Raw genomic sequence first — 15,265 nt, 5'->3', positions numbered from 1 at the left:
CTAGACATAGCGCCGTCTGGCGCCTAGCTGCCCATGACCATTGCGAATTCCCCGTACCAAGCCTTTGCCACCCTGCTGACTGCCAGCGGCCACAACGTCTCGCCTGCCGAACTGCATGGCGTGCTGCTCGGACGCAGTTGCGCCGGTGCCGGCTTCGATAACGAAGGCTGGTTGATCGACGCCGCCGAACTGCTCGAAGGTGACATCCAGGACAACGTCCGCAACGCCCTGATCGGCCTGCAAGAGATGGTCAAAGGCGAGCTGACCGGCGACGACGTCACCGTCGTTCTGCTGCTGCCAACCGACGACGCGCCGCTGGCCGACCGCGCCGCTGCACTGGGCGAGTGGTGCCAGGGCTTCCTCAGCGGTTTCGGCCTGAACTGCCGCGACAGCAGCATGCTCAGCACTGAAGCCACCGAAGTGCTGCAGGATCTGGCAGCGATCTCCCAGGTGCAAGACGCCCTGGAAGAATCCGATGACGGCGAAAACGACTACATGGAAGTCATGGAGTATCTGCGCGTCGCGCCGCTGCTGCTGTTCTCGGAAACCAAGAAAACCGACGTGCCGCCAGCCGCCAAGCCGTCGCTGCATTAATCGCGTGCCAGGGAAAGCCATCTGCCCATGACCCATATCCCGAAAGCGGAATACAGCCGTCGCCGCAAGGCCCTGATGGCGCAGATGGAACCCAACAGCATCGCGATCCTGCCGGCCGCCGCGGTGGCTATTCGCAACCGCGACGTCGAGCACGTCTACCGTCAGGACAGCGATTTCCAGTACCTCAGCGGGTTTCCCGAGCCGCAAGCCGTCATCGTCTTGATGCCCGGCCGCGAGCACGGCGAGTACGTACTGTTCTGCCGTGAACGCAATGCCGAACGCGAGTTGTGGGACGGTTTGCGCGCCGGGCAAGAAGGCGCGATCCGCGACTTCGGTGCCGACGACGCCTTCCCGATTACCGACATCGACGACATCCTCCCGGGCCTGATCGAAGGCCGCGACCGGGTGTATTCGGCGATGGGCAGCAACCCGGAATTCGATCGTCACCTGATGGACTGGATCAACGTGATCCGCTCCAAGGCGCACCTTGGCGCGCAGCCGCCGAACGAATTCGTTGCCCTGGATCATCTGCTGCACGACATGCGTCTGTATAAATCGGCGGCAGAAGTGAAGGTGATGCGCGAAGCCGCACGGATCTCGGCGCAAGCCCACATCCGCGCGATGCAAGCCAGTCGGGCCGGGCTTTACGAATACAGCCTCGAAGCCGAACTCGATTACGAATTCCGCAAGGGCGGGGCAAAGATGCCGGCCTATGGTTCGATCGTCGCCGCCGGGCGCAACAGCTGCATCCTGCATTACCAGCAGAATGACGCGCTGCTCAAGGACGGCGACCTGGTGTTGATCGACGCCGGGTGCGAAATCGACTGCTACGCCAGCGACATCACCCGCACCTGGCCGGTCAACGGCAAGTTTTCGCCCGAGCAGAAAGCGATCTATGAGTTGGTACTGGCCTCGCAGGAAGCCGCGTTCGCTGAAATCGCCCCGAACAAGCACTGGAATCAGGCGCACGAAGCCACGGTTCGAGTGATTACCACAGGGCTGGTGAAACTCGGTTTGCTGCAAGGCGAGGTCGACGAGTTGATTGCGAGCGAAGCCTACAAAGCTTTCTATATGCACCGCGCCGGTCACTGGCTGGGCATGGATGTACACGACGTCGGCGAATACAAGGTCGGCGGCGAATGGCGCGTGCTGGAAGTCGGCATGGCGCTCACCGTGGAGCCGGGCATCTACATCGCCCCGGACAATCAGAACGTCGCGAAGAAATGGCGCGGCATTGGCGTGCGTATCGAGGATGACGTGGTGGTGACCAAAACCGGTTGTGAAATCCTCACCCACGGCGTGCCGAAAACCGTCGCCGAGATTGAAGCGCTGATGGCGCAAGCAAGGACACACGCGGCATGAGTCGAGTCAATCTGGCAATCATCGGTGGCGGTCTGGTCGGCGCCAGTCTGGCGTTGGCCTTGCAGGCCGGAGCCAAGGCGCGTGGCTGGAAGATCGTGCTGATCGAGCCGTTCGCCCCCGGCGACAGCTGGCAGCCGAGCTACGACGCACGTTCCTCGGCGTTGTCCTTCGGCTCGCGACAGATTTATCAACGGCTGGGCGTGTGGCAGGAAATCTCCCGCCGCGCCGAGCCGATCAAACAGATTCACGTCTCCGACCGTGGCCGCTTCTCTACCGCGCGTTTGTCAGCGATGGAAGAGGGTGTGCCAGCGCTCGGTTACGTGGTGGAAAACGCCTGGCTCGGCCAGTGCCTGTGGCAGCACATCGACAAAGACGTAATCAGTTGGCGCTGCCCGGCGGAAGTCACGCGCATGGAGCCGCTGCCCGATGGCTATCGCCTGACCCTCAACGATGAAACCACGCTTGAATGCGACCTTGCGGTGCTTGCCGATGGCGGTCGCTCCGGTCTGCGCGAGCAGTTGGGCATCAACGTGCGCAAGCGTCCGTACAACCAGAGTGCGCTGATCGCCAACATCACCCCGAGCGAAGCGCACAACGGCATGGCCTTCGAGCGTTTCACCGACGAAGGCCCGATGGCCTTGCTGCCACTGCCGGAAAACCGCTGCGCTCTGGTCTGGACCCGTTTGGGCATGGACGCGCAGCGTCTGGCCGATTTGAGCGAACGCGATTTCCTCAGCGAATTGCAGGGCGTGTTCGGTTATCGCCTCGGCACCCTGAAACAGGTGGGCGCGCGGCATCTTTATCCGCTGACGCTGGTCGAGGCCGAAGAACAAGTGCGTTCGCATCTGGCTGTGCTCGGCAACGCGGCGCATAGCCTGCACCCGATTGCCGGCCAGGGTTTCAACCTGTCGCTGCGGGATGCCGACGCATTGGCCGCTGCGTTGTTGTCCAGTGAAAAGCCGCTGGGCGACTTCGCCACGTTGCAGGCTTATCGCGAGCGTCAGCGTCTCGATCAGGACCTCACCGTCGGTTTTTCCGATCAGGTCACGCGGCTGTTCGGCAGCACGCAGCCATTGGTGTCACTGGGCCGCAACATCGGTTTGCTCGGTCTCGATCTGTTGCCGCCGGCCAAGCGCTGGTTTGCCCGTCAGGCCATGGGTTTGGGAACACGACCGGATGCTTAAGTGGTTGACCGGCAAATTCGGTAAAGCACGATTGATGCGCTGGGTGATGACGTTCTACCCGCCGTATCTTGGCGCCGGTGTTCGGGTTCGGCACATCAGCGATGATTTTCGCGACGTGCAGGTGTCGATGGGCCTCGGTTGGTACAACCGCAACTACGTCGGCACGCAGTTTGGCGGCAGTCTGTATTCGATGGTCGATCCGTTCTTCATGCTGATGCTCATGGAAAACCTTGGCTCGCGCTACATCGTTTGGGACAAGGCTGCCGACATCGATTTCATCGCGCCGGGCAAAGGCCCGGTGTTCGCCCGCTTCACTATCGACGAGACCTTGCTCGCCGAGATTCGCCGGCAGACCGCCAATGGCGAGAAATACCTGCCGCAGTTGCAGGTCGACATTCATGACGGCGCCGGCAATCTGGTGGCGCGGGTCGGTAAAACCCTTTACGTGCGGCTCAAGCCGCAAGCGAGACAGGCTTAAGCATGGAAATGCGCGCAGATCTGCTGATTGTCGGGGCCGGAATGGTCGGCAGCGCCCTGGCGTTGGCGTTGCAGGACAGCGGCCTCGAAGTCCTGCTGCTTGACGGCAGCCCGTTGAGCGTCAAACCGTTCGACGCCGAAGCCGCGTTTGAGCCGCGAGTGAGCGCCTTGTCGGCCGCCAGTCAGCGAATCCTCGAACGCCTTGGCGTGTGGGAAGGCATCGCCAAACGCCGCAGCAGCCCATACACCGACATGCACGTGTGGGATGGCAGCGGCACCGGGCAGATCCATTTCTCGGCGAGCAGTGTGCACGCCGAAGTGCTTGGCCATATCGTCGAGAACCGCGTGGTGCAGGATGCCTTGCTCGACCGCTTGCACGATTGTGATCTGGGCATGCTGGCCAATGCGCGGCTGGAACAGATGCGTCGCTCCGGCGATGACTGGCTGCTGACGCTGGCCGATGGTCGACAGTTGCGCGCACCGCTGGTGATTGCCGCTGACGGTGCCAACTCGGCCGTGCGACGTCTGACCGGTGTAGCGACGCGTGAGTGGGATTATCTGCACCACGCCATCGTCACCAGTGTGCGCAGCAGTAAACCGCACCAGATGACCGCGTGGCAGCGTTTTACCGATCACGGGCCGCTGGCGTTTCTGCCGCTGGAACGCGATGGGCAGCAGGATTGGTGTTCGATTGTCTGGTCAACCACGCCGAGCGAGGCTGAACGCCTGATGGCGCTGGATGAAGCGGATTTCTGCCGTGAGCTGGAACGTGCCTTTGAAGGTCGTCTCGGCGAAGTCATCTGTGCCGATCCGCGACTGTGCGTGCCGCTGCGTCAGCGCCACGCCAAGCGTTACGTGGCGGAAGGTCTGGCGCTGATCGGCGATGCGGCGCACACCATTCACCCGTTGGCGGGGCAGGGTGTGAACCTCGGTTTCCTCGATGCGGCGGTGCTGGCGGAGGTGCTGTTGCAGGCAGCCGAGCGCGGTGAGCGTTTGGCCGATGTGAAAGTGCTGAGTCGTTACGAGCGTCGGCGCATGCCGCACAACCTGGCGCTGATGGCGGCGATGGAAGGGTTTGAGCGGTTGTTCCAGGCCGACCCGTTGCCGGTGCGCTGGTTAAGGAATGCCGGGTTGAAGCTGGTGGAGCAGATGCCGGAGGCGAAGGCTTTGTTTGTGCGGGAGGCCCTCGGGTTGACGGGTGATCTTCCGACTCTCGCCAAAGCCTGACATCTTCATTAAGGCTGATGGCCTCTTCGCGAGCAGGCTCGCTCCCACATTTGAAATGCATTCCCCTGTAGGAGCTGCCGCAGGCTGCGATCTTTTGATGTTGTTTTTAAGATCAAGATCGCAGCCGTCGGCAGCTCCTACAGGGGTGGCGGTCAATCATGCAACATCTGGTAACTCCTTCAAAAAGAGTTCGATTGAGGTGGTAAATGTGAGTCCTTATCATTTGGCCCACATTTCCCGACCGAGAGACCACTCCCATGTTGGCACCCAAGCGCATTCTGACCGCACTGGCCCTGACCCTGATCGGCAGTACAACCGCTCAGGCCGCTGATGAGGTGGTGGTTTACTCGTCGCGCATCGATGAGCTGATCAAACCGGTGTTCGATGCCTACACCGCCAAGACCGGGGTGAAGATCAAGTTCATCACCGACAAGGAAGCGCCGCTGATGCAGCGCATCAAGGCCGAAGGTGAAAACGCCACTGCCGACCTGTTGCTCACGGTCGATGCCGGCAACCTCTGGCAAGCCGAGCAGATGGGCATCCTCCAGCCGTTCACCTCGAAAACCATCGACGCCAACATCCCCCTGCAATATCGCTCGTCCAGCCACGCCTGGACCGGCCTGAGCCTGCGCGCGCGGACCATCGCTTACTCCACCGAGCGGGTGAAGCCGGGCGAACTGACCACCTACGAAGCACTGGCCGACAAGAACTGGGAAGGGCGCCTGTGCCTGCGCACGGCGAAGAAGGTCTACAACCAGTCGCTGACCGCGACCATGATCGAAGTCCATGGCGCCGAGAAGACCGAGAAGATCCTCAAGGGCTGGGTCAACAACCTGTCCACCGACGTGTTCTCCGATGACGTTGCGGTGCTCGAAGCGATCAATGCCGGGCAGTGCGACGTTGGCATCGTCAACACGTACTACTACGGTCGCCTGCACAAGCAGAAGCCGGAGTTGCCGGTGAAACTGTTCTGGCCGAATCAGGCTGATCGCGGTGTGCACGTCAATCTGTCGGGCATCGGCCTGACCAAGCATGCGCCGCACCCGGAAGCGGCCAAGGCTTTGGTCGAGTGGATGACCACGCCTGAAGCGCAGAAGATTTTTGCTGACGTGAACCAGGAATTCCCGGCCAACCCGGCGGTGGCACCTTCGGAAGAAGTGGCGGCGTGGGGCAAGTTCATTGCCGATACCTTGCCGGTGGAAGTGGCGGGCAAGCGTCAGGCTGAGGCGATCCGGATGATGGATCGGGCGGGTTGGAATTGAGGCTTTTTCGATAGACTTGTCTGCTTCAAGATCGCTGCCCCTCACCCCAGTCCTCTCCCGGAGGGAGAGGGAGCCGATCTTTGTTGGATTCAAATACAGAGTTCGACTCAATGTTTCAGGTCGACGTAAATCGACGGAGCACCTCGGTCAGTCTCCTCTTCCTCCGGGAGAGGGAGTCGATCTATGTTGAATTCAAATCCTGAATTCGGCTCGATGTTTCAGGTCGGCGTAATTCCCATAAACTACGCGGTCAGTCCCCTCTCCCTCCGGGCGGTCCGACGTTTCGGGAGGGCTAGGGTGAGGGCAACAATTTCAACTTGAAACCCTAATCCCAAAAACACCCCCAATCCCCCAGAGAACCAAAAGTGGCCCACCCCGCCCAACGCCGCTGGTACCCCATCGTCTTCGCCATCGCCGCGCTGGTGCTGTTGCCCCTGAGCGTTCTGCTGCTGTCCTGGCAGACCATCGATCAGCAGATCTGGGCGCACCTGTGGGAAACCCAGATGCCGCGCCTGCTCGGCAACACCCTGACGCTGGTCGTAGGCGTCGGCGTCGGCGTAACGCTGCTCGGTGTCAGCCTGGCCTGGCTTACCAGCCTCTGCGAATTCCCCGGACGGCGCTGGCTCGACTGGGCGCTGATGCTGCCCTTCGCCATCCCCGCGTACGTGCTGGCCTTCGTTTTCGTCGGCCTGCTGGATTTCGCCGGCCCGGTGCAGACACTGCTCAGGGAATGGTTCGGCACCGGTCTGCGCCTGCCGCGAGTGCGCTCCACCGGCGGGGTGATCATCGTGCTGGTGCTGGTCTTCTATCCCTATGTTTACCTGCTGGCGCGCACCGCGTTCCTCGCGCAGGGCAAGGGCTTGATGGAAGCGGCACGGGTACTCGGGCAATCGCCGTGGCAAGCGTTCTGGCGCGTGGCATTGCCGATGGCGCGGCCGGCTATCGGTGCGGGTGTGGCGCTGGCGCTGATGGAAACCCTGGCGGATTTTGGCGCGGTGTCGGTGTTCAACTTTGACACCTTCACCACTGCAATTTACAAAACCTGGTACGGCTTCTTCAGCCTGCCGAGCGCAGCGCAACTGGCCAGCCTGTTGCTGCTGGTGGTGATGCTGGTGCTGTACGGCGAGCGCCGTGCGCGCGGGGCGAATCGAGCGAGTAACGAACGCCCGCGGGTGAAAGCGCTGTATCACCTGCGCGGGCTCAAGGCCTTTGCGGCGATGAGCTGGTGCGGCCTGGTGTTCGCCTGCGCCTTCGTCATTCCGGTGCTGCAATTGATTGTCTGGTTTTGGCAGCGCGGGCGGTTCGATCTCGATGAGCGCTACGCCGGGCTGATCATGCACACCTTGTATCTGGGCGGCATGGCGGCGCTGATTACCGTAAGCGTTGCGTTGCTGCTGGCGTTTGCCCGGCGCTTGGCACCCACGCAGGCGATCAACTCCGGCGTCGGCCTGGCCAATCTTGGCTACGCCTTGCCGGGTTCGGTGCTGGCGGTGTCGATCATGCTGGCGTTCAGTTATCTGGATCGTGAACTGGTGATTCCGCTTTCCAGTTGGCTTGGCGGCGCCGGCAAGCCGTTGCTGCTCGGCAGTCTGGCGGCATTGCTGATGGCTTACCTGGTGCGTTTCGTTGCGGTGGCGTATGGCCCATTGGAAAGCAGTCTGGCGCGTATACGGCCATCTTTGCCCGAAGCGGCACGTAGCCTGGGTGTCAGTGGGCCGCGACTGTTTTTCAAAGTGTATCTGCCGTTGTTGCTGCCCGGCACGCTGAGCGCGGCGTTGCTGGTGTTCGTCGATGTGCTCAAGGAAATGCCCGCGACCCTGCTGATGCGCCCGTTTGGCTGGGATACGCTGGCCGTACGCATCTTTGAAATGACCAGCGAAGGCGAATGGGCGCGGGCGTCTCTGCCGGCGCTGACCCTGGTTCTGGTCGGACTGTTACCGGTTATCGGCCTGATTCGCCGCTCCGCCCATCGAAACACTTAGTAGTGAGTCCTGAATCATGCGGCTACAATGCGCGGCATTCGGTGCGGTTCGTCTGACAGATCTTTTCGCTGAGATTGGCTGAAAGCCTTCTATTACAAGGCTTTCACGCTGTGCAGCGACTGTCCGCACCTTCGCCACGCCCGGAAGGAGAAACCCATGGGACAGCGTACGCCTCTGTATGACCTGCATCTCGCCCTCGGCGCGAAGATGGTCGATTTTGGCGGTTGGGACATGCCCCTGCATTATGGCTCGCAGGTCGAGGAGCACCATGAGGTGCGCCGCGATTGCGGGGTGTTCGATGTATCCCACATGACCGTGATCGATGTCACCGGCACGCAGGCCAAAGCCTGGCTTCAGCATTTACTGGCCAATGATGTCGACCGCCTGCACCGCCCTGGCCGTGCGTTGTACAGCACCATGCTCAACGAGCGCGGCGGCATCGTCGATGACATGATCGTCTATCGTCTCGATGACTGTTATCGCCTGGTGTTCAACGCCTCCACCCGTGATCAGGATCTGGCGTGGATGAACGCGCAGCGCGGCGATTACGACGTGCAACTGCACGAACGCGTCGAGCTGGCGATGCTCGCCATTCAAGGACCGCAGGCCCGGCACAAGATTGCCGAACTGGTGACCCAGTCCCGCGCCACGCTGATCCAGCACCTCAAACCCTTCGAAGGCTACACCGACGGTGACTGGTTCATCGCGCGTACCGGTTATACCGGCGAAGATGGCCTGGAAATCTGCCTGCCGGCCAGTCAGGCGCCGGGTTTCTTCAACGATCTGGTTGGCGCCGGCATTTCCCCGATCGGCCTCGGCGCCCGTGACACGCTACGCGTCGAAGCAGGGATGAACCTTTACGGTCAGGACATTCATCAGGATGTTTCGCCGCTGGCGTCGAACATGGCCTGGAGCATTGCCTGGGAACCGGCCGCGCGCCAGTTCATCGGTCGCGCTGCTCTGGAGGCGGAAAAAGCCGCTGGCGTTGCGCACAAACTGGTCGGTCTGGTGCTGGAAGAGCGCGGTGTTTTGCGCGCTCATCAAGTGGTTCGTATCGCCGATGTTGGCGAAGGGGAGATCACCAGTGGTAGTTTCTCTCCTACGCTAAGCAAATCGATTGCCCTGGCGCGTGTTCCGATGGCCACCGCCGACCGCGCCGAAGTGGAAATCCGTGGCAAGTGGTACCCGGTACGAGTGGTCAAACCGACCTTCGTACGCCATGGCAAAACTTTGATCTAACCTTTTTTGGCGGGCATGACCGCTGACCCAATTTCCGAGGACACCGAAGATGAGCAATATCCCCGCTGAACTGCGTTTTGCCGAAAGTCATGAATGGGCACGTCTGGAAGCCGACGGCACCGTCACCGTGGGCATCAGCGATCACGCGCAGGAAGCGCTGGGCGATGTGGTGTTTGTCGAGCTGACTGAAGTGGACAAGGTGTTCGCCGCGCAAGATCAGGCCGGTGTGGTTGAGTCGGTGAAGGCCGCTTCCGATATCTATTCGCCGATCAGCGGTGAAGTCATCGCAATCAACGAAGAGCTGGGCGCCTCGCCCGAGCTGCTGAACTCCGACCCGTATGGCGCGTGGATCTTCAAGCTCAAGCCAAGCGACAAGGCTGAGCTGGACAAGCTGCTGGATGCTGCGGCGTATAAGGCTGCTATCGGCGAGTAAGCTCTAAGCAATACCCAAAGCCCCGACTTGTCGGGGCTTTTTTTTAGGATCAAAAGATCGCAGCCTTCGGCAGCTCCTACAGGAGGATGGTGTACATCTTGTAGGAGCTGCCGAAGGCTGCGATCTTTTGATCTTCAAGGGCACTGCTATGCTGGTTTGACCGTGTTGCATTGACGCCGAGCGCCAGCCAGGAGAGAGCCCGTCATGTCCCAGTTGCCGTCCCTGAGCCAGTTACGCGATCCCGACGCTTTTCTGCGCCGCCACCTCGGTCCCGACGCCGCCGAACAGCAGGCGATGCTCGACAGCCTCGGCCTCGGCAGCCGGGTCGAACTGATCGAGCAGACCGTGCCGCCGGGCATTCGCTTCAATCGCGGACTGGATCTGCCGCCCGCCCTCGATGAACAGGCCGCGCTGGCCAAACTGCGCGGTTACGCCGAGCAGAACCAGGTCTGGACCAGCCTGATCGGTATGGGCTACCACGGCACCCTCACGCCGACCGTCATTCTGCGCAACGTGCTGGAAAATCCCGGCTGGTACACCGCGTACACGCCCTATCAACCGGAGATCGCTCAAGGACGGCTCGAAGCGCTGCTGAATTTTCAGCAATTGACCATCGACCTCACCGGCCTCGAACTGGCCAATGCATCGCTGCTCGATGAGGCTACGGCGGCGGCCGAAGCCATGGCGTTGGCCAAGCGTGTGGCGAAGTCGAAGAGCAATCTGTTTTTCGTCGATGAGAACTGCCACCCGCAAACCATTTCCGTGGTGCAGACCCGCGCCGAAGGCTTCGGCTTCGAGCTGATCATCGACGCTGTGGATAACTTGAAACAACATCAGGTATTCGGCGCACTGCTGCAGTATCCCGACACCCATGGCGAGATTCGCGATCTGCGTCCACTGATCGATCACCTGCATGCGCAACAGGCACTGGCCTGCGTCGCGACGGATTTTTTGAGTCTGCTGTTGCTGACGCCGCCGGGCGAATTGGGCGCGGATGTGGTGTTCGGTTCGTCTCAGCGATTCGGCGTGCCGATGGGGTACGGCGGCCCGCATGCGGCGTTCTTTGCCAGCCGTGAGGAATACAAACGGGCGATTCCGGGGCGGATCATCGGCGTGTCGAAGGACGCTCGGGGTAACGTCGCATTGCGCATGGCCCTGCAAACCCGTGAGCAACATATCCGCCGTGAGAAGGCCAATTCGAACATCTGCACGGCGCAGGTGCTGCTGGCCAACATCGCCAGTTTCTACGCGGTGTATCACGGCCCGGAAGGTTTGAAACGCATCGCCCAGCGTGTGCACAGGCTGACCTGCATTCTGGCGGCAGCGCTTGAGCGCAAAGGGATCAACCGGATCAATGCGCAGTTCTTCGACACGCTGACGCTGGACGTCGGCGGTGCGCAAACGGCGATCATCGAGAGTGCTCAGGCTGCGCAGATCAACCTGCGAATTCTTGGCCGTGGGCGGGTAGGGCTGAGCCTCGACGAAACCTGCGATGAAACCACCGTCGCCAAACTGTTCGATGTATTGCTCGGAGCTGATCACGGGTTGACCGTCGCCGATCTCGACGCCGAGGCGCTGACCTCAGGCATCCCCGACAACCTTCAGCGCCAAACACCGTATCTGCGTCATCCGGTATTCAACGCCCACCACAGCGAAACCGAGATGCTGCGCTATCTCAAACAACTGGAGAACAAGGATCTGGCGCTCAACCAGTCAATGATCCCGCTGGGCTCCTGCACCATGAAACTCAACGCCACCAGCGAGATGATCCCGATCACCTGGCCGCAATTCGCCAATCTGCATCCGTTTGCGCCCCGCGAGCAGGCCGTCGGTTACACATTGATGATCGAGGAGCTGGAGCGCTGGCTGTGCGCAATCACCGGGTTCGATGCTATTTGCATGCAGCCCAACTCCGGCGCCCAGGGCGAGTACGCCGGGTTGCTGGCGATCCGCAAATACCACGAAAGCCGTCAGCAGGGCGCGCGGGAGATCTGCCTGATTCCGTCCTCGGCCCATGGCACCAACCCGGCCTCGGCGCAAATGGCCGGGATGCGTGTGGTGATCGTCGAGTGCGACGAGGCGGGCAACGTCGATCTGGAGGATCTGAAAGCGAAAGCCGCCGAGGCTGGGGATAAGTTGTCGTGCCTGATGGCGACCTATCCGTCGACCCACGGGGTGTACGAGGAGGGCATCAGCGAGATCTGCGAGGTTATCCACAAGTACGGCGGTCAGGTTTACATGGACGGCGCCAACCTCAATGCGCAGGTCGGGCTGGCGCGGCCGGCGGACATCGGCGCCGACGTGTCGCACATGAATTTGCACAAGACCTTCTGCATCCCCCACGGCGGTGGCGGCCCGGGCATGGGGCCGATCGGCATTCGCACGCATCTGGCGCCGTTCGTCGCCAATCATCCGGTGGTGCCAATCGATGGGCCGTTGGCGCAGAACGGCGCCGTCAGCGCGGCGCCATGGGGCAGCGCAAGCATATTGCCGATCAGTTGGATGTACATCGCCATGATGGGGCCGCAATTGGCGGACGCCAGCGAGGTGGCGATTCTGGCGGCGAATTACCTGGCGCAGCATTTATCCGGCGCGTTCCCGGTGCTGTATACCGGGCGCAACGGGCGCGTGGCCCACGAATGCATTCTCGATCTGCGGCCATTGAAGGCGCTGACCGGTATCAGCGAAGAGGACGTAGCCAAGCGTTTGATGGATTACGGTTTCCATGCGCCGACCATGTCCTTCCCGGTGCCGGGGACCTTGATGGTCGAGCCGACCGAGAGTGAATCCAAAGCAGAGCTGGACCGATTTATTGGTGCAATGTTGAGTATTCGCGCGGAAATCACTGAGGTGCAGAACGGCAACTGGCCGGCCGAGGACAATCCGCTGAAGCGGGCACCGCATACCTTGGCGGATGTCACCGGAGTCTGGGAGCGGCCGTACAGCATCGAGCAAGGCATTACCCCGGATGCGCACACGAAGGCGCACAAGTATTGGCCGGCGGTGAATCGGGTGGATAACGTTTACGGCGATCGCAATCTGTTCTGCGCCTGTGTCCCGGTGGACGATTACCGCTGATACTCAGGTTTACACAGTTCCCCTGTAGGAGTGAGCCTGCTCGCGATAGCGGTGTATCAGGCAAATTCTCCGGTGACTGATTCACCGCTATCGCGAGCAGGCTCACTCCTACAAAGGATTGTGGTGAATCTGAAATCCGGGCAAAAAAATGCCGCTCATATGAGCGGCATTTGTGCTTCTGCGAAAGGCTTACTCGGAAGCCACGGCGTTCTTCGCCAGGATCGCATTCGCCAATTCCATATCGGTCGCCTGCAGGCCCGGATTGTCGGCGCGGACTTTCTGCATCGCCGCTTCCAGATACGGCCCGCGAATGCCGCCGTCACTGGCAACGAAACTGCCGGCATCGTCCTGTGCGGCGATGATCAGCTTGTGATCCTTGAAGGTCAGGTAGGTCGAACCGGTGGTGGCGCCGGACGAGATGACGTTACGCCAAAAGCTGTCCGCCATGGCCGAACCAACGGGAAGGGACAGCAAGGCCAGAGTGGCGACAGCAAGTTTGAGACGCATGATGAGATGACTCCTGGGGGTTAACTGAGGCGTTGGATCGCCATTTCCCCGATCCGGTTCCGTGACGGCTTATTTCTGCTCGCTCTGCGGCGTCACCCGTAGCACTTCCTCAACAGTGGTCAGCCCCGCGGCGACTTTTTGCGCACCGGACAAACGCAAGCTGCGCATGCCTTCCTTGAACGCCTGCCGGCGAATGGCAGTGAGGTCGGTGTCCGGGGTGATGAAGGCTTTGAGGCTGTCGCTCAGTTGCATGATTTCGTAGACTCCGGCGCGGCCGCGATAGCCGGTGTCGCGGCATTCCACGCAACCAATGGCACGTTGCGCGTTGCCCGGCAACGGCGCCTGCCACGGGCGGGTCAGGGTTTGCCAGTCTTCGTCTTCGAGGGTCAGCGGCGCCTTGCAATGCGGACACAAGGTGCGCACCAGACGCTGAGCCATAACGCCGAGCACGGTGGCTTTGATCAGGTAATGCGGCACGCCGAGTTCGAGCAGGCGGCTGATCGCGCTGGGGGCGTCGTTGGTGTGCAGCGTCGACAGCACCAAGTGCCCGGTGAGCGCCGCCTGAATCGCCATTTCAGCGGTTTCCAGGTCGCGGATCTCGCCGATCATGATGATGTCCGGGTCTTGCCGCATCAGTGCGCGCACCCCAGCGGCGAAGCTCAGGTCGATGTTGTGCTGCACCTGCATCTGGTTGAACGCCGGCTCGACCATTTCGATCGGGTCTTCGATGGTGCAGAGGTTGACCTCAGGCGTCGCCAGTTTTTTCAGCGTGGTGTACAGCGTGGTGGTCTTGCCCGAGCCGGTCGGCCCGGTGACCAGAATGATGCCGTTGGGCTGACGTGTCATGTCCTGCCAGCGCCGCAAGTCATCGGCGCTGAAACCCAACTGGTCGAAATCCTTGAGCAGCACTTCCGGATCGAAAATCCGCATGACCATTTTTTCGCCGAACGCGGTGGGCAGCGTTGAAAGCCGTAGCTCCACTTCGCCGCCATCCGGGGTCTTGGTCTTGACCCGGCCGTCCTGGGGTTTGCGTTTTTCGGCGACGTTCATCCGCCCGAGGCTTTTCAGGCGACTGACTATCGCCATGGTCACCTGCGGCGGAAATTGATAGACGTTGTGCAGCACACCGTCGATGCGAAAACGCACGGTGCCTTGCTCGCGGCGCGGTTCGATGTGGATATCGCTGGCGCGCTGCTGGAAGGCGTACTGGAACAGCCAGTCGACAATGTTGACGATGTGCGCGTCGTTGGCGTCCGGCTCCTGATCGCTGGCGCCGAGGTTGAGCAGCTGTTCGAAATTGCCGAGATTGCCGCCCTGAGCGTCGGCATTGCTGGCGCCGCTGACCGATTTGGCCAGGCGGAAAAACTCGACACTGAAGCGCTGGATATCCGCCGGGTTGGCCACCACTCGCTTGATCGGCAGTTTCAATACGTGGGTGAGATCGGCCTCCCAGCCGGTGACATAAGGCTGGCCGCTGGCGACAGTCACCGCGTCACGGTCGACCGCTACGGCGAGAATCTTGTGCCGTTGCGCAAAGGCGTAAGACATCAACGGCGTGATCGCGGCGACGTTGATTTTCAACGGATCGATGCGCAGATACGGCTGACCGGCCTGCTGCGCCAGCCACAGGGTCAGACTTTCCAGGTCGAGGTGTTTGCCCGGACGGCTAAGGTCGTCGAGTTGCTGGCTGGCGATGAATTCCAGCGGATGCATCTGACCGTGGGCTGCATGGCGGCGGCGGGCATTCAGTGCCTGCTCCGCCGAGTCCTGGCAGATAAAGCCTTGGGCGACGAGTTCACGCAGCACCTCGTTGAGTTCCAGCCAGCGGTCCTGAGTGGCGAGTTGAACGGACATGCGGGCTTCCTTTTGAGCGACAGTGCGCAAAAGGATAGTCGTGGCCCCGCAGACCGTTGGGCCACT

The 15,265-nt window shown here is 61.3% G+C and carries 12 protein-coding genes; 10 read left to right on the top strand and 2 right to left on the bottom strand.

What is annotated here, in order from left to right:
• The first annotated feature begins 33 nt into the window (after positions 1-33).
• The 10 genes from M5G26_RS19915 to gcvP all read left to right on the top strand — a co-directional run bounded on the left by M5G26_RS19915 (position 34) and on the right by gcvP (position 12,838).
• Positions 34-594 (top strand): YecA/YgfB family protein, encoded by a 561-nt coding sequence (locus tag M5G26_RS19915; protein WP_150693678.1) that lies wholly within the window; start codon positions 34-36, stop codon positions 592-594.
• Between the two features lie 27 nt (positions 595-621).
• On the top strand, positions 622-1,956 hold the full coding sequence (gene pepP / locus M5G26_RS19910) for a Xaa-Pro aminopeptidase (RefSeq protein ID WP_273916282.1): 1,335 nt from the start codon (positions 622-624) through the stop codon (positions 1,954-1,956).
• Positions 1,953-3,140, top strand: a complete 1,188-nt coding sequence (gene ubiH / locus M5G26_RS19905) for a 2-octaprenyl-6-methoxyphenyl hydroxylase (RefSeq protein WP_095049392.1) — start codon at positions 1,953-1,955, stop codon at positions 3,138-3,140. The genes pepP and ubiH overlap by 4 nt, the downstream gene beginning before the upstream one ends.
• Entirely contained in the window at positions 3,133-3,618 is a 486-nt protein-coding gene (locus M5G26_RS19900; protein WP_083367602.1) for a DUF4442 domain-containing protein, read from the top strand. Before ubiH ends, M5G26_RS19900 begins: the two co-directional genes overlap by 8 nt.
• A gap of 8 nt (positions 3,619-3,626) precedes the next feature.
• Complete coding sequence (locus M5G26_RS19895; RefSeq protein ID WP_273916332.1) at positions 3,627-4,844, top strand: 2-octaprenyl-3-methyl-6-methoxy-1,4-benzoquinol hydroxylase; 1,218 nt, start codon at positions 3,627-3,629, stop codon at positions 4,842-4,844.
• A 257-nt stretch (positions 4,845-5,101) separates the two neighbouring features.
• Positions 5,102-6,106, top strand: coding sequence for an extracellular solute-binding protein (locus tag M5G26_RS19890; protein ID WP_273916281.1), 1,005 nt, complete (start codon positions 5,102-5,104; stop codon positions 6,104-6,106).
• A 365-nt stretch (positions 6,107-6,471) separates the two neighbouring features.
• The gene (locus M5G26_RS19885) at positions 6,472-8,088 is read left to right on the top strand and encodes an ABC transporter permease (protein WP_273916280.1); all 1,617 of its coding nucleotides are present in this window, start codon (positions 6,472-6,474) and stop codon (positions 8,086-8,088) included.
• Positions 8,089-8,244: 156 nt separating this feature from the next.
• Positions 8,245-9,327, top strand: a complete 1,083-nt coding sequence (gene gcvT / locus M5G26_RS19880) for a glycine cleavage system aminomethyltransferase GcvT (RefSeq protein WP_273916279.1) — start codon at positions 8,245-8,247, stop codon at positions 9,325-9,327.
• Positions 9,328-9,376: 49 nt separating this feature from the next.
• Positions 9,377-9,760 carry a glycine cleavage system protein GcvH gene (gene gcvH, locus M5G26_RS19875; protein ID WP_273916278.1) on the top strand — a complete coding sequence of 128 codons (384 nt, stop codon included), beginning with the start codon at positions 9,377-9,379 and terminating at the stop codon, positions 9,758-9,760.
• Between the two features lie 204 nt (positions 9,761-9,964).
• A complete protein-coding gene (gcvP, locus tag M5G26_RS19870) occupies positions 9,965-12,838 on the top strand; it encodes an aminomethyl-transferring glycine dehydrogenase (protein ID WP_273916277.1) in 2,874 nt (957 codons plus the stop codon).
• A 189-nt stretch (positions 12,839-13,027) separates the two neighbouring features.
• Here gcvP and M5G26_RS19865 read toward each other — a convergent pair whose 3' ends face one another.
• Positions 13,028-13,348 (bottom strand): DUF2388 domain-containing protein, encoded by a 321-nt coding sequence (locus M5G26_RS19865; RefSeq protein WP_171057234.1) that lies wholly within the window; start codon positions 13,346-13,348, stop codon positions 13,028-13,030.
• A gap of 66 nt (positions 13,349-13,414) precedes the next feature.
• Positions 13,415-15,199, bottom strand: coding sequence for a GspE/PulE family protein (locus M5G26_RS19860; RefSeq protein ID WP_122596651.1), 1,785 nt, complete (start codon positions 15,197-15,199; stop codon positions 13,415-13,417).
• Positions 15,200-15,265 lie beyond the last annotated feature (66 nt).

Origin of the sequence: Pseudomonas sp. TNT2022 ID642 (assembly GCF_028656995.1) — a bacterium.
Taxonomy (GTDB): Bacteria; Pseudomonadota; Gammaproteobacteria; order Pseudomonadales; family Pseudomonadaceae; genus Aquipseudomonas.
Note: the sequence above shows the minus strand (reverse complement) of the source record. Positions and strands in the feature narration are given on the sequence as shown.